Annotated in this window: 16 protein-coding genes and 1 pseudogene; 8 read left to right on the forward strand and 9 right to left on the reverse strand. The window is 60.2% G+C overall.

Annotated features, from left to right (window positions below):
• Genes ACP7CZ_RS14725 through dksA form a run of 3 tightly spaced genes read right to left on the reverse strand, consistent with a single transcriptional unit; the run spans window position 1 to window position 2,282 of the window.
• Window positions 1-645, reverse strand: a complete 645-nt coding sequence (locus tag ACP7CZ_RS14725) for a DUF1826 domain-containing protein (protein ID WP_070415423.1) — start codon at window positions 643-645, stop codon at window positions 1-3.
• On the reverse strand, window positions 645-1,850 hold the full coding sequence (zigA, locus tag ACP7CZ_RS14730; RefSeq protein WP_294188563.1) for a zinc metallochaperone GTPase ZigA: 1,206 nt from the start codon (window positions 1,848-1,850) through the stop codon (window positions 645-647). The genes ACP7CZ_RS14725 and zigA overlap by 1 nt, the downstream gene beginning before the upstream one ends.
• A 27-nt stretch (window positions 1,851-1,877) precedes the next feature.
• Entirely contained in the window at window positions 1,878-2,282 is a 405-nt protein-coding gene (dksA, locus tag ACP7CZ_RS14735; RefSeq protein WP_197900100.1) for an RNA polymerase-binding protein DksA, read from the reverse strand.
• A 125-nt stretch (window positions 2,283-2,407) separates the two neighbouring features.
• Here dksA and ACP7CZ_RS14740 point away from each other — a divergent pair, with 125 nt between their 5' ends.
• Complete coding sequence (locus tag ACP7CZ_RS14740) at window positions 2,408-2,776, forward strand: hypothetical protein (RefSeq protein ID WP_034129159.1); 369 nt, start codon at window positions 2,408-2,410, stop codon at window positions 2,774-2,776.
• On the opposite strand, the gene ACP7CZ_RS14745 is transcribed toward ACP7CZ_RS14740, so the two are convergent.
• The gene (locus tag ACP7CZ_RS14745) at window positions 2,773-3,984 is read right to left on the reverse strand and encodes an N-acetylmuramoyl-L-alanine amidase (protein WP_054896085.1); all 1,212 of its coding nucleotides are present in this window, start codon (window positions 3,982-3,984) and stop codon (window positions 2,773-2,775) included. The genes ACP7CZ_RS14740 and ACP7CZ_RS14745 overlap by 4 nt on opposite strands.
• Before the next feature lie 128 nt (window positions 3,985-4,112).
• Here ACP7CZ_RS14745 and folE2 point away from each other — a divergent pair, with 128 nt between their 5' ends.
• From folE2 to ACP7CZ_RS14775, 6 genes and pseudogenes are all read left to right on the forward strand, one after another.
• Complete coding sequence (gene folE2, locus ACP7CZ_RS14750) at window positions 4,113-5,003, forward strand: GTP cyclohydrolase FolE2 (RefSeq protein ID WP_054896086.1); 891 nt, start codon at window positions 4,113-4,115, stop codon at window positions 5,001-5,003.
• Window positions 5,000-5,668: a metal ABC transporter ATP-binding protein gene (locus tag ACP7CZ_RS14755; protein WP_054896087.1), complete on the forward strand. Its 669-nt coding sequence runs from the start codon at window positions 5,000-5,002 to the stop codon at window positions 5,666-5,668. The genes folE2 and ACP7CZ_RS14755 overlap by 4 nt, the downstream gene beginning before the upstream one ends.
• Window positions 5,669-6,535, forward strand: coding sequence for a metal ABC transporter permease (locus ACP7CZ_RS14760; RefSeq protein ID WP_054916968.1), 867 nt, complete (start codon window positions 5,669-5,671; stop codon window positions 6,533-6,535). It begins immediately after the preceding gene.
• An 11-nt stretch (window positions 6,536-6,546) separates the two neighbouring features.
• Window positions 6,547-7,425, forward strand: a complete 879-nt coding sequence (locus ACP7CZ_RS14765) for a metal ABC transporter substrate-binding protein (RefSeq protein ID WP_034129164.1) — start codon at window positions 6,547-6,549, stop codon at window positions 7,423-7,425.
• Window positions 7,422-7,982 (forward strand): DapH/DapD/GlmU-related protein, encoded by a 561-nt coding sequence (locus tag ACP7CZ_RS14770; RefSeq protein ID WP_089041552.1) that lies wholly within the window; start codon window positions 7,422-7,424, stop codon window positions 7,980-7,982. The genes ACP7CZ_RS14765 and ACP7CZ_RS14770 overlap by 4 nt, the downstream gene beginning before the upstream one ends.
• Window positions 7,983-7,985: 3 nt before the next feature.
• A pseudogene (locus ACP7CZ_RS14775) lies at window positions 7,986-9,321 on the forward strand (dihydroorotase).
• Here ACP7CZ_RS14775 and ACP7CZ_RS14780 read toward each other — a convergent pair.
• Window positions 9,318-9,839, reverse strand: coding sequence for a DUF3617 domain-containing protein (locus ACP7CZ_RS14780; RefSeq protein WP_014720569.1), 522 nt, complete (start codon window positions 9,837-9,839; stop codon window positions 9,318-9,320). The pseudogene ACP7CZ_RS14775 and the gene ACP7CZ_RS14780 sit on opposite strands and share 4 nt — an antisense overlap.
• Before the next feature lie 130 nt (window positions 9,840-9,969).
• Between ACP7CZ_RS14780 and cls the strand changes: the two genes are divergently transcribed.
• Entirely contained in the window at window positions 9,970-11,409 is a 1,440-nt protein-coding gene (gene cls, locus ACP7CZ_RS14785; RefSeq protein WP_034129166.1) for a cardiolipin synthase, read from the forward strand.
• Between the two features lie 134 nt (window positions 11,410-11,543).
• Here cls and cfaB read toward each other — a convergent pair whose 3' ends face one another.
• The 4 genes from cfaB to ACP7CZ_RS14805 form a co-directional block, all read right to left on the reverse strand.
• Window positions 11,544-12,728 (reverse strand): C17 cyclopropane fatty acid synthase CfaB, encoded by a 1,185-nt coding sequence (gene cfaB / locus ACP7CZ_RS14790; protein WP_014720571.1) that lies wholly within the window; start codon window positions 12,726-12,728, stop codon window positions 11,544-11,546.
• Window positions 12,729-12,815: 87 nt separating this feature from the next.
• Window positions 12,816-13,604 carry a DNA-binding domain-containing protein gene (locus ACP7CZ_RS14795; RefSeq protein ID WP_294188581.1) on the reverse strand — a complete coding sequence of 263 codons (789 nt, stop codon included), beginning with the start codon at window positions 13,602-13,604 and terminating at the stop codon, window positions 12,816-12,818.
• Window positions 13,595-14,440 carry a DUF692 domain-containing protein gene (locus ACP7CZ_RS14800; protein WP_014720573.1) on the reverse strand — a complete coding sequence of 282 codons (846 nt, stop codon included), beginning with the start codon at window positions 14,438-14,440 and terminating at the stop codon, window positions 13,595-13,597. Before ACP7CZ_RS14800 ends, ACP7CZ_RS14795 begins: the two co-directional genes overlap by 10 nt.
• Before the next feature lie 67 nt (window positions 14,441-14,507).
• Complete coding sequence (locus ACP7CZ_RS14805; protein WP_003195792.1) at window positions 14,508-14,759, reverse strand: membrane protein; 252 nt, start codon at window positions 14,757-14,759, stop codon at window positions 14,508-14,510.
• Window positions 14,760-14,863: the final 104 nt, after the last annotated feature.

Consider the following 14,863-nt stretch of genomic DNA (forward strand, 5'->3'; position numbering starts at 1 on the left):
TTATGTCAGCCAATCCAGCGTCAGGATCAACCGTCGCTCATCGGCCTTGAGCGCTGGCGAGCGGTGGATCAGCCCATGTCCTTCATTGCCGTGCCATTTGGTGCCTTTAAGCAGCGCCACTTCACCGCAATGGATCTGCTCGATGCGCTCAGTGGGCTCGGCATCCGCCTGGCTCAATCTGCGCCGGTCCATAACGCCTTCGCGCAACCATTGGCTTCCGATACCGGCGTAGGTGGTGATCAGCCGAACCGGCACGTGATCAACGTGAAAACGCGGACACATGGCCTTGTCCAATAGCCGTAAACGCACGCCGATGCGCTTGGCGCCCAACAGGCAGGCGAATGCACTGACCAGCCACGACACATCGGCGATAAACCCATCGTAGCCTTCAAGATCGCGACAGCTGGACGCAAAACCTTGCAAGTTCGGCACGGCGTCTTCGCTAGCCAACTCGACCACCAAGGACTCGGCCAACGGTTCATTGAGCGCCACCAGCAAAGCGCCAAACTCGGCGATATGCAGGGGCAATTGGCGCTGCCAGATCGCCAGGTTGACGCCATCATTGAGGATGTCGGACAGCGCCAGCGGCGTTTCTCCACAGCTTTGGCGGATGACAGGGCGTAGGGGAATGACCGGGGCCAGCATCAGGCGACCTGCTCGTACCAAGGGCCAAACGGGTCGGGTAGCTGGCGCCAACCTTCGACACCCAGGGCCATTTCTTCATCGGTGAGCAAGCAGGCGTCCAACTCGGTACGCATCTGGGCAAAGTCGATGTTTTGCCCGATAAACACCAGTTCCTGACGGCAGTCACCCGTGCTCAACTGCCAGTTAGCCATGATCGCCGCCACGCTTTCTTCGTCCTGAGGCCACTGGCTTTTCGGCACAAAGCGCCACCAACGCCCGGCAAACCCATGGCGCATCAACCCGCCCGCCTGGGACCAACTGCCCGCATCCTGATGTTTGCTGGCCAACCAGAAGAAACCCTTGGAGCGCAACAGCTTGCCGTTGACCCAGGGGCGGTCGATAAAGTCGAAAAACCGCTGTGGATGGAGCGGCCGGCGCGCACGGTAAGCCGTGGACGCTATGCCGTATTCTTCGGTTTCCGGCACATGCTCACCGCGCAATTCCTGCAACCAGCCCGGGGCCTGGGCGGCGCGTTCGAAGTCGAAACGGCCAGTGTTGAGGATTTTGTTCAGCGGCACTTCGCCCATAACCATCGGGATGATTTCCGCCTGGGCGTTGAGGCGCTCGAGGATGGCCATCAGTTCTTCGCGCTCACGGCTGCTGATCAGGTCGATCTTGCTGATCAGGATGACGTCGGCGAATTCGATCTGTTCGATCAACAGGTCGGTGACGGAACGTTCATCCTCCTCACCGAGGGTTTCGCCCCGTGAAGCCAGGCTTTCGGCGGCCTGGTAGTCGAGCAGGAAATTCATACCGTCGACCACAGTGACCATCGTGTCCAGGCGTGCAATGTCGGCCAGGCTTTGCTCGTTTTCATCGCGAAAAGTGAAGGTTTCGGCCACGGGCAAAGGTTCGGAAATACCGGTGGATTCGATCAGCAGGTAATCGAAACGACCTTCTTTGGCGAGTTTTCCCACCTCTTCAAGCAAGTCTTCACGCAAGGTGCAGCAGATGCAGCCATTGCTCATCTCCACCAGCTTTTCTTCCGAACGATTGAGCGTGACATCACGCTGCACCTCGCTGCCGTCGATGTTGATTTCGCTCATGTCGTTGACGATCACCGCCACCCGCAGGTTGTCGCGGTTGCGCAGGACATAGTTGAGCAGCGTGCTTTTACCGGCACCGAGAAAGCCGGACAACACGGTCACAGGGAGACGATTGGGCATCAGGTATTCCTCATCAAGGTTGGCCGGTCAAACTGCCCGTCTATGGCGTTCGCGCAGCTCTTCACGTTCTTTGGCTTCGATACATAAGGTGGCGGTGGGACGCAGCAGCAGGCGTTGCAGGCCGATGGGTTCGCGGGTTTCACGGCACCAGCCGTATTCGCCACGAGCCAGCAGCTCCAAGGCGTCGTCGATCTTGTCCAATAGCTTCTTTTCACGCTCCAGCAGGCGCAGTTGCCATTGGCGTTGCTCTTCGGCACTGCCGATATCCGCCAGATCGCTGTTGGTTTCCTGCTCGCGCAGCGCCTGGAACTCTGCGTCGATACGGGCTTGCAGGTCATCGCGCTGAGCCAGCAGCAGTTCGCGGAAAAAGCGCTGCTGGGCCTCATTCATGTAGTCGGCCGCTGGTTGGGCCAAAAGGTCGTGTTCGGTCATGGAAGCGGTTCGCGGGTCGGGCTGTGCATTTATGTTATAGTATAACAATACAAATAAGCCAATCCCTCTTGCTCGCCGCGACGAAGGGCGCAATGCTGGGTCACCTGCCTATGTTGAGAACCTCGATGAAATACCTGCTGTGCGCGCTGCTATTGGCAGTCGCCGGGCCTGCCTGCGCCCAGGCACCCAGCCTGTTGGCCAACTGCACACGCAGCGCCAACCTGCTCGCTTGTGTGGACCCGTTGGGCAATGCCTATAGCGTGGCAACCGTCGGCAGCACTACGTATCTGCGCGGTTTCGAAGTGATCGGCAAACGCTATTGGGCGCAGACCAACAGCCGTTATGGGCAACTGACGTTTTTTACCGGGTTGGCATCGGATGGCGAGGCGTGGGTCGGCTACACGCGGCGCGTGGGCTGGACCACCATCAACCGGTTTTCCAGCTCAGGGGGCGCCAGCGCCAAGTTCACTTGCAGCCGAATGACCGGCTGTTAGACCTGGCTGTTTTTCTGCGCCTGCACCCAGGCCATGTAGCTGTTCATGGGTGGGTTCTTCTGGAAGTAACGCTTGAGTCCTTCGAAAAGGCCATCCGCCACCGCCTGTTGATGGCGCGCCGTCACCAGCCGCTGGGCATCCCGAGGGTTGGAAATGAAACCCGTCTCCACCAGGATCGAAGGCACGTCCGGTGACTTGAGCACGGCGAACCCCGCCTGCTCCACACGTTTCTGATGCAGGCTGGTGATGTTTTGCAGGCTGCCCAATACCGAGCCACCCAGTTGCAGGCTGGAGGCGATGGTCGCATTCATCGACATGTCGAGAATGACCCCGGCCAGCATCGGGTCCTTGTCCTTCAGATTGAGCAAGGTGGTGGCGCCCAGCAAGTCGGCGCCATTTTCGCGCTGGGCCATGAAACGTGCCGTAGCCGAAGTGGCGCCCCCTTCCGACAACGCATACACCGAGGCGCCCGACGCGGTCAGCCGTGGCGCGGCGTCGGCATGCACTGAGATAAACATATCGGCCTTGTGCTGACGGGCGATGTCCACGCGCTTGCGCAGCGGCACGAAGAAGTCGTCGTTGCGCACCAGTTTTACGTCAAAACCCTTTTCGCGCTTCAAGCGTTTAGCCAACAACTGGGCAATCGACAGCACCACATCTTTTTCGCGCTGGCCCTTGGAGCCAATGGCACCTGGGTCTTTGCCGCCATGGCCGGGGTCGACCACCACGATGATGTCGCGCTTGGGATGCGCCTTATCTACCGGAGTTACCAAGGGTGCCGTCTCAGCGGCGATTTGACGGGGCACACGGGTCGCGTTGGTCAGGTCCAACACCAGGCGATGGCCTTGGCCATCCTGGGGCGGCAGCACGAAGCTGTTGAGCTGCATGGGCTCGATCAGGTCCAGCACGATGCGCGTATCGCTCTTGCCGAAATGCCCGGAACGGATCGAGGTAATCCCACTATTCTCCAACGCCAATTGGGAAAAGTCGCCGCTGAGCCCGGCGCCACTCAAGTCGATGATCAAGCGGTCCGGTGAGGTCAGGGAAAAGGTCTTGTATTGCACCGGGCCGCTGAGGTCGAACACCAGGCGCAGCTTGTCCTCCGAGCGCCACAGGCGTGCATTGCGAATCTGCGTGGCGTAAGCCCCCAAAGGCAAGGCGAACAAGGGGCTGACCAGCAGCAGGTTGAGGAGCTGACGTCGGTGCATGGCATATACCGCAGATAAAGGAGTGTCCCTACTCGATATGACTGAACAAAGGCTGGAGCAGAAAATTCATCGTAGCTCGTATTGTTATACTATAACATGTTGAATTATTTCCAACGATGGACCTGCTTATGAACGCGCTGACTCTGCCGGATATCGCCGCGCAGGCTTCACGCCAAGCCTTGCCACTCGACTGGGTGGGGATGTGCGGCATCGCCTTGCCGATCCAGATTGACGGTCAACGCCTGGCCGCCACCGCTGATGCGGGCGTAAGCCTGGACGACGGCACGGCCCGTGGCATTCATATGTCACGCCTGTACCTGGCTCTGGAAATGCTCGATCAACACCCGCTGACACCTGCACTGCTGCGTAATGTACTGCAGCGTTTTCTCGACACACATGAAGGTTTATCTAAGAACGCTTACTTGCGCATCAACACCCAGTTGCTGCTTAAACGACCCGCCCTGGTCAGTCCGCTAGCCGGCTGGAAGAGCTACCCGGTGAGCATCGAAGCGCGTCTGGAAAACCAGATGTTCCACGTGGAACTAAAAATTGACGTTACTTATTCCTCAACCTGCCCTTGCTCCGCCGCACTCGCCAGGCAGTTGATTCAGCAGCAATTTGTGGATGATTTCGCCAACACGCCGTTGCAGCACGAAGCGCTGTTGACCTGGCTCGGCAGTGCCAACGGCATCGTCGCCACACCCCATAGCCAACGCAGCAGCGCGCAGTTGCACGTTCAGTTGCAAGGTACTGACCTGCCGATAATCGACTTGATCAACGCTGCCGAAGCCGCGCTCGGTACCGCCGTACAAACCGCGGTGAAACGCGCAGACGAACAAGCCTTCGCCCTGGCCAACGGGCAGAACCTGATGTTCTGCGAAGACGCCGCTCGCCGCCTGAACCTCGCCTTGAAACGCTCGGATGCCATCAAAGCCTTCCACCTCAAAGTGATCCACGCCGAAAGCCTGCACGCGCACGATGCCGTGGCTGAAAGCCGCTGGACGAGAGACTTTGCATGATCACCTGTAACTCTTTGCGCTGGGGTGCCCCTGGGCAACCGCTCACCCCGGCACTGGATTTGACCCTGGAAAAAGGCAGCCTCACCGGCATCATCGGCGCCAATGGCACAGGCAAGAGCAGCCTGCTCAAAGTCATCGCCGGCCTGCAAAAGCCGCTGGCGGGAAAGGTCATTGTGGATGTTCCACGCCGTGGCGGCCTGGCATTCCTGCCCCAGCAGCAACACTTGGACCGCCAGTTCCCCATCAGCCTGCAAGAGCTGGTCGCTGCCGGTTTCTGGGGCACCCAACACACCGCGCAACAACGCAGCCAACGCCTGCACGCGGTACTCGAAGACTGGTGCCTGACTGGCTTGGAACACCGACCGTTGATGGCATTGTCCGGAGGCGAATTGCAGCGCGCCCTGCTGGCACGCATGAGCCTGGCCGACGCATCCGTCCTGCTGCTCGACGAACCTCACGCAGCCCTCGATGAGGACGGTCAGGCGCTGTGCTGGAAACACATCCACGCTTGGCACAACGAAGGCCGCACCTTGGTGATCGTCTGCCATGACCTGGCCTCCGTGCGTCACCACACCCAGCACGTACTGCAGATCAAAAACACCGGCTGCGTATTCGGCTCCAGCAAAGAGCTGATCCGCCCGCAACCGCAGATGCAGGTGGCCTGAATGCACTTCACTGCCCACTTATGGATGCCGTTTCATGAGTTCGTCTTTATGCGCCGCGCACTCATCGGCGGTTTGGTACTGGCTTGCAGCACCGCGCCGCTAGGTGTGTTTTTGATCCTGCGGCGCATGAGCCTGATCGGTGATGCGGTGGCCCACGGCATCCTGCCCGGCGCAGCCCTGGGTTTCTGGTTCGCCGGGCTGAGCCTGCCCGCGCTGACCCTCGGCGGCCTGGGTGCGGGCCTGAGCATGGCCGGCCTGGCCGCGTGGATCACTCGCCGCACCGGCCTGCGCGAAGACGCCAGCCTCGCCGCCATCTACCCCATCTCTTTGGCCGCCGGCGTGCTGATCCTGGGCCTTGCCGGCAAGCGTCTGGACCTGCTGCACCTGCTGTTCGGCTCCGCCCTGGCCGTGGATCAAACCACACTGACCGGCATGCTCTGGGTCTCGGGTTTTAGCCTGATCGCTATGGCGCTGATCTACAAACCGCTGCTGCTGGACACCCTCGACCCGCTGTTCCTGCAAACCGTCAGCCGCCTCGGGCCCCTCGCCCATGGCGTGTTCCTGACCCTGGTGGTGCTGAACCTAGTGATCGGTTTCCAGGCCATCGGCGCGTTGATGGTGGTCGGCTTGATGATGTTGCCGGCCATCGCCTCACGCTTCTGGAGTCGACGCCTGCCAGTGCTGATCGCGGTATCGGCGCTGCTGGGATGCCTGTCGGTGTGGTTGGGCCTGCTGCTGTCGTTCTACTACTCACTGCCCAGCGGCCCGGCGATCGTGCTGGTGGCAGGCGCTGGGTATTTGTTGTCCGTGGTATTCGGTCCGGTGCACGGTTTGTTGCGCCGCCCGCCTTTGCTCACATCCCAATGAGGTGTTTCCCGATGCGCGCTCTACTCGTGCTGTTCAGTCTGCTGTTGCCGCTTTCGATGGCCCACGCCGCCGACAAACTCCAAGTGGTCACCAGCTTCAGTATTCTCGACGACATCACCCACCAGATTGGTGGTGAGCATATCCAGATCAGCAACATGGTCGGCCCGGACGCCGACGCCCATACCTATGAACCCACGCCGGACGACGCCAAGGCACTGCTCAAGGCCAAGGTGATCATTAAGAACGGCCTCGGTTTCGAGCCGTGGCTGGACCGCCTGGTTACCAGCACCGAAACCAAGGCAACGGTGGTCACCGCCAGCAAAGGCGTGATTTCCCACACCATGGACGAGGATGGCGAAACCATTCCCGACCCGCACGCCTGGCACAACTTGGCCAACGCCGAGATTTATGTGAGCAACATCACCAAAGCGCTGGTAGCCGCCGACCCTGCCAACAAGACCGCCTACCTGAGCAACAGCCAGGCCTACCTCAAGCAAATCCATAGCCTGCTGGACGAGGCCAAGGCCAAGTTCGGCGCCCTGCCACCGGGAAACCGCCGCATCGTCACTTCCCATGACGCCTTCGGTTACCTGGGCCAGGCCTATGGCATCCAGTTCCTCGCGCCCCAGGGCTTGTCCACCGAACGTGACCCTTCGGCCGCTGAAGTTGCCGCGCTGATCACTCAGATTCGCAAGGACAAGGTCAAAGCCGTGTTCATGGAAAACATCAAGGACTCACGCCTGCTCAAGCAGATTGCTGACGAAAGCGGCGCACAGATCGGCGGCACGCTGTACTCCGACGCTCTCGCTGCAGAAGGCCCGGCCAGCACCTTTATCGGGCTGTTCGAATACAACCTCAACACCCTGTGCGCCGCACTGAGCCAACCATGATCCGCAAAAATCCTTCCGGCGACCTGCCGGTGATTGCCGAATCGGCCTACGTCGACAAGACCGCGATCATCTGCGGCAAAGTTATCATCGGTGAGAACGTGTTCGTCGGCCCTTACGCCGTGATCCGCGCCGACGAAGTGGATGCCAGCGGCGCCATGGACCCGATCACCATCGGCGCCAACTCCAACATCCAGGACGGCGTGGTCATCCACTCCAAGTCCGGCGCAGCGGTGACCATCGGCGAATTCACCTCCATCGCTCACCGCTCCATCGTCCACGGCCCCTGTACAGTGGGCAACCGCGTGTTTATTGGCTTCAACAGCGTGCTGTTCAATTGCGCCGTGGGCGATGGGTGCGTGGTGCGCCACAACTCGGTGGTCGACGGCCGTGACCTGCCCACCGCTTTCTACGTGCCCTCTACCACGCGTATCGGCCCCAACACCGACTTGTCGCACTTCCCGCCGGTGAGTGTCAGCGCCTCGGAGTTTTCCGAAGACGTGGCACGCACCAACGTCGACCTGGTGCGCGGCTACAAAGCCCTGCAAAACGAGTTCTGAACCATGAGCCGCCTGCTGATCCGCAACGCCCGCCTGGTCAACGAGGGCCAGGTATTCGACGCCGACGTACTGATCGCCAATGGTCGTATCGAGAAGATTGCCGCCAGCATTCAAGGCGATAACGAACCGGTGGAAATCGATGCCAACGGCCAGTGGCTGCTGCCAGGGATGATCGACGACCAGGTGCACTTTCGCGAGCCCGGCGCGCCGGAAAAAGGCAGCTTCTACAGCGAATCCCGCGCGGCGGTGGCCGGTGGAATCACCAGCTTCATGGACATGCCCAACACCCACCCGGCCACCCTGAACTTGGAAGCCCTGGCCGATAAAAAGCGCCGTGTCGCCCTGCACTCAGTGGCTAACTACGGCTTTCATTTTGGCGTGAGCAACGACAACCTCGACACCGTTGCCGCCCTAGACCCTCGTGAAGTGGCTGGGGTCAAAGTGTTCATGGGCCTCCACCGGCAATATGCTGGTGGACGACCCACGCATTCTGGAGCGCCTGTTTGCCGAGGTGCCAACCATTCTGCTCGCTCATTGCGAGCACACGCCCAGCATCCTGGCCAACGAGCAGCGCCTGCGCGAACGCTTCGGCGAGCATATTCCCGCCGTCGCCCACCCGCTGATCCGCGATGCCGAGGCCTGTTATCGCTCGTCATCGTTTGCCGTGGAATTGGCCAAACGCCATGGCACGCGTCTGCATGTGTTGCATCTGACCACCGCTCGCGAACTGGCGCTGTTCGAAGACAAGCCCCTGGCCGACAAGCACATCACCGCCGAGGTCTGCCTGCACCACCTGCTGTTCGATGACCGCGATTACCACCGCCTCGGCCACCAGATCAAATGCAACCCGGCGATCAAGACCCGCGCCGACCGCGACGCGCTGCGCCTGGCGTTATTGAGTGATCGTCTGGATGTGATTGGCACCGACCATGCGCCGCATACCTGGGCGCAAAAACAGTTGGGCTATCGGCAAGCGCCCTCGGGCTTGCCTCTGGTGCAGCATGCCCTGCCGGCGTTACTGGAGTTGGTGGCCGACGGGCATTTGCCCCTGACCACTCTGGTAGCCAAGACCAGCCACCGCGTGGCCGACCTGTTTGCCATTGCTGATCGCGGCTACGTGCGCGAGGGCTACTGGGCCGACCTGGTACTGATCAAACCGGAGCCTGCTGGCAAGCCGGTCAACAGCCAGCCTATCCTCGCCCGCTGCGGCTGGACACCCTTTGCAGAACGCAGCTTTCGCCACAGCGTGAGTACCACACTGGTCAGCGGCCACTTGGCCTGGCACAACGGCCAAGTGGTCAACAGTTGCCAGGGCTTGCCCCTGCAGTTTGGGCGTTAAGCGCGGGGTTTGACCGAACCGCAATCGTTGCCCAGCCACTGGGCGTGGCTGTCCAGGCTACCCTTCTGCTGGATCCCGGTGGCATTGAAGGTACCGTTGACGCTGGTGGTGAATTCTTTCTGGCTCTGGAACGTTGCCACGCCAGTGCCCTGGGCTTTCGGGCAACTGAAACGGAATTTCCACTGGTTGCCGCTCTTGTCGGTGACTTCCTGTTTGCAGCCCGATTGAGGGTCGGTCAGGGGGATCGAATCGGAGGCCACCTGAGCCGGGGTCAGGCACACCTGTACGCCTTTACCGGCCATGTTGATGCCTTGCTTTTCGAGCATGGCGCGCTGTTCAGGGGTCATCTGTTGCTTGAGTTGACCGAGGATCAGCGACAAGTCCGGCAGGTCCTGGTTATCGACTTTCATATTGCTGGTGGTCAATTCCCACAAGCCCGGCGCCAGCATCTGCGCCTGCGCCGCCACAGGCAGCGACAAACCAACAACCATGGCCAAACCAAGCAGACGAGCATTCATCGGGTAACTCCTGGGTAATTGTGGGCGTTAGACGTCGCAAAGCAGCCAGTGTTGCATGGCAAATAAAATAGCGACATTCACAGCCGTTCATGGTCTGTTACGCACTGGACTGCCTGGAGTTACGTCGTTCATGGATTTCTTTGGCCCGCACCTGCTCGCCTACGTCATTGCCACGCTGCACTTTCTCGGAACGCTCGCCGCGATCCACGCAGTACTGACCGTGCGCACCGCACAAGGCTCGATTGCCTGGGCGTTGTCACTGATGTTCATGCCCTACCTGACGCTGATCCCCTACCTGATTTTTGGCCGCAGCACCTTCGACGCGTACATCCAGGCCCGTCGCCAGGCCAACCAGGAAATGCACACGGCCATCACCGAACTGAACTGGCGCCCGTGGGTTGAGGAAGCGCTTGCGGCGCGCAACTCCAGCGCCTACGCCTCCTTGCGCGCCATGCCCAAGCTGGGCCGCATGCCCTGCCTGGCCAACAACGAAGTGCGCCTGTTGATCAATGGCGATGCCACCTTCGGCGCGATCTTCGAGGCTATTCGTAACGCAAAGACCGCCGTGCTGTTCCAGTTTTTCATCATTCACGATGATGAACTGGGCCGCCAATTGCAGGCCCTGTTGAAGGAAAAAGCCGCTCAGGGCGTGGCCATTTACGTCCTGTACGACCGCATCGGCAGCCACGCCCTGCCCCATCGTTATGTGCAAGCGCTGCGTGAGGCAGGCGTGCAGGTCAAGGCATTCGCCACCCGCAGTGGCTGGCTCAATCGCTTCCAGGTCAACTTCCGTAACCATCGCAAGATCGTCGTGGTGGACGGCATCACCGGTTTTGTCGGCGGGCATAACGTAGGCGATGAATACCTGGGTAAAAAACCGCCCCTGGCGCCATGGCGCGATACCCATGTGCAGGTCACAGGCCCGGTGGTGGCTTGCCTGCAGGAGTCGTTTGCCGAGGACTGGTTCTGGGCCGCACGGGAACTGCCGCCGCTGATCCTGCCGGATGCCTACCCGGAAGACGGCGTGCTCTGCCAGTTGCTCGCCAGTGGGCCAGCGGACCCTTATGAAACCTGCTCGCTGTTTTTCGTCGAGGCCATCCATGCGGCGACCGAGCGCGTGTGGATCACCAGCCCCTACTTCATCCCCGACGAGGCGGTATTTGCCGCCCTGCGCCTGGCGGTATTGCGCGGAGTCGATGTGCGCCTGCTGCTGCCGTCACGGCCCGACCACCGCATCGTATATGCCGCGTCCAGCCTGTATGCCAACGAAGCGGTGCGAGCGGGCGTGCGGGTGTTTCGCTACACGCCGGGCTTTTTGCATCAAAAGGTGGTGTTGGTGGACAGCGAAATCAGCGCAATTGGCAGTGCCAACATGGACAACCGTTCGTTCCGGCTGAATTTTGAAGTGATGCTGCTGACGGTGGATGAAGCCTTCGCCAGCCAGGTTGAGCAGATGCTGCTGGACGACTTTGCCCTGGCCCATGAAGTCAGTCAGGAAGAAAGCCGCGAGACCCGTCGCCTGCAACAACTGGGGATGCGCATTGCGCGCTTGATCTCACCCATCCTCTAACCGCCAACACACAACCAATAATGTAGGAGCGAGCTTGCTCGCGAAAAACTCACAGGCGCCGCGTTCATTCAGCTAGTACGCGTTATCGTTGACGTTTTTCGCGAGCAAGCTCGCTCCTACGGTTTTGAGCGTGATCAGCGGTAGAGGTCTTCCCGCGTCCACGGCAGTTCATGCCCGCCATCGGCATGGGGTTTCACTGCCAGTATCTGGTGCAGATTGATCCAGCCTCGGGCAAACGCATAAGCGCAGCCAGCCAGGTACAGCCGCCAGATGCGTAGCGCCTGTTCCGGTACCATCTTCGCCGCTGCTTCCAGGTTGTCTTCCAGACGTTCGCTCCAATGGTCCAATGTGCGGGCGTAATGCATACGCAGGCTTTCGACATCGACCACTTCCAGCCCTGCTTCACTGATCTCGGCGGTCATCATGGCCAGGTGCGGCAGTTCGCCGTTAGGGAACACGTAGCGCTCGATAAACTCGCCGGCGCCTCGGCCTACGGGGCGGCCATCGGTGTGCTTGGCGGTAATGCCATGGTTCATCACCAGACCACCTTCACGCACTGCGCCGAACAGGGTCCGGCAGTACTGCGCCAGGTTGGCGTGGCCGACGTGTTCGAACATGCCCACGCTCACCACTTTGTCGAAACGGCCGTCCTGGGGCAGGTCGCGGTAGTCGAGTAATTGCAGGTCGACCTGGTCTTCCAGGCCTTCGGCTTTCACCCGCTCCTTGGCCAGCGCCAGTTGTTCCTTGCTCAAGGTGATGCCGAACACCTTGACCCCGAACTCCCGCGCGGCATAGCGCGCCAGCCCGCCCCAGCCGCAGCCCACATCCAGCAGATATTCACCCGGCTGCAGCCGCAACTTGCGGCACAGGTGGCGGAATTTGTCTTGTTGGGCCTGGTCGATCGACTCGCTGCCGGTTTCGAAATAACCGCAAGAGTAGGCCATGTCCTGGTCCAGCCATAGCTGGTAGAACTCGTTGGACAGGTCGTAATGGTAGGAAATGGCCGCGGCGTCGGTGGCCTTATCGTGAATCGAGCGCACCGGACGACTCTCCTCGTCGTCATCGACCAAGGCGTGACTCAACTCGTCACATACCCTGATCACTTCGGTGATGGAGCCTTCCAGCTCCAGCTTGCCCTCGACGAAGGCTTCGCCCAGTGAGTCGAGCGTTGGATGGGTCAGCCTGGATACAACCGTGGGATCCTTGACCACGATGGTGACGCTGGGCTCGGGGCCCAAGTTGAATTCATGGCCGTCCCAGAGTCGAAGACGCAGCGGTAGCTGAAGATTCTGTAAGGCCGGTGGAAGTTGCGCGAGCATGAGTAGTCCCCCCTTGTTTCAGACGTCTGCTGTGAGGGTAGACCATGCCAAACAAAGTAGGAAGCTATCGAATGAATAGCCCCCCTTCTATGGCGCTCGGCGCTCGAGCAAACCTTCCTGGACCCACTGTTTCAGCCAAGTGGCCGCTTGCAGCGACGCCCCCTCTGAATAAGTGACCGCCAGCTCAATACACAGTTCTGAAAAATTCCAGCCCATGGTCACCATGCCCGACAGCGCACAGGCTTCAGCGGCTTCCAGGCTGCGGTAGTGGCAGCGGTTCTGGTTGCGCCACACCAGGCAGATTTGCGCCGGTTCCAGCGCCTGGCTGCCGGGGAAATCCGACTCATCCTTGCTGGCTCGCCAGATCGCCACCGTGTTGAAACGGCAAAGCAGCTGCTGCACCGAAGGCGTCAGCGCAACCTGCAAGGTGGGCCAGTCTTCAGGCGCCAAATGCGCCATGTCATTCAAGGTCAGCGGCTCCCCTTCGGCGGCGTCAAACGCCAAGGTGAATGCCCACTCCAGGCGTGCCAACTCAGCCAAAGGCGCACTTTGCGCAGCCATCAAATGCTCAACGATAAACATCGCAAAGCGCTCGCCCAACCAGCGCACGCTGTAATGGGCCGACGGATAACGGCGGATGTAGGCCTCGGTCAGTGAGCAAAACTGCTCATCTCCCAGCCAATACCAGATAGCACCGAAGTCATGTCGCAGCACCTCTTGCAGTCGCGACAGATAGGCGTTGTGGTAAATCGCCAGGCCGGTGTCCACATCAAACGTCGGCCCTCCCAGCAAGGTGGCGGCAAAGCCGCTGTTGGCCGCGGGCGCTTCGGATAATAGATGCTGTTCAAACGCCAACTGCCAGTCGATCAGGCGCATAACGCTCTCCGGGCCAAGGCGCTGGCACCCAACTCACGGGCTTTGTTCAACTCGGTGAGCAACTCTTCGAAGGGCGGAAAATGGTCATCGCGTTCCAGCAAGGTCGACACCGGGCCCAAATGCTCCAAAGTTTGCTGATAAAGCGCCCAAACGGGGTCGCACACTGGATGGTCATGGGTATCGACCACATAGTCGCCATAGTCCATATGCCCCGCCAAATGCAGCTGGCGAATGCTTTCGGGTGGCAGGTTGCGAATGAACGTCCAGGCATCAAAACCATGGTTGCGTGCGCTGACGTAGACGTTGTTGACGTCCAGCAGCAATTGGCAGCCGCTCAGGTGGGCCAAGGCGTTGAGGAACTCCCACTCGGTGAATTCATCCGCCTTGGAACGCACGTAGCTTGAGACATTTTCCAGCACCAGCGGGCGCTGCAACACGTCCTGCACCTGACGCACGCGGCCGGCCACGTGGTAGAGGCTTTCTTCGGTGTAAGGCAGGGGCAGCAAGTCATGTAACTGGTGCGCGCTGCCGCGGCTCCAGCACAGGTGATCGGAAATCCACGCCGGCTGAATGCGCTCTGCGAGCTGTTTAATGTGGTTCAGGTAATCCATATCGAGGGCATGTGGCCCGCCGATGGACAACGACACACCGTGCATCACCAAGGGGTAACGTTCGGCTATCGCATCCAGGTAATACAAGGCCTTGCCGCCCTGCACCAGGTAATTCTCGGAGATCACTTCGAACCAATCCACGGCCGGCGACTGTTCTAGGATCTGGTGGTAGTACTCACTGCGTAAACCCAGGCCGTAACCCAGACTTGGAAGGGACGCGGACATGACTCACTCCAGGGCAAAGTGTCCGCAGCGGTAGCAGGCAGCCGCCGCGGTTGCACTTGTTTGCCGGTTACTCGCCGACTTTACCGCCAGCGGCGTCGCAGGCCGATTTGGTCATGGCCTTGAAGCCCATCCCTTTACACTCGCCCTGGCCCTTGCACGCGTGGTCCTTGGTTTTGCAGTCGTTCATACCTTTGCAGGAGGTCACGCCGTAGCAGTGAACGGTGGCGTCTGCCGCTTGTACCTGGGTGGCCACACCCGCGAACAGAGAAGCAGCGGCCATTGCGAGGGCGGCACCAGCAGCAGCGGATTTAATGCTCATTGTTGTATTCCTCATGATCAGTAGTGGAGCCGGTCCGAACGGATTGTTCAGTCTCGACACAGCACTAGAGTGAGGCCTCCTGTCGGCGTTACAGCCGTGAGCAA

Source organism: Pseudomonas sp. DWP2-2, assembly GCF_049897065.1.
Taxonomy (GTDB): domain Bacteria; phylum Pseudomonadota; class Gammaproteobacteria; order Pseudomonadales; family Pseudomonadaceae; genus Aquipseudomonas; species Aquipseudomonas paracarnis.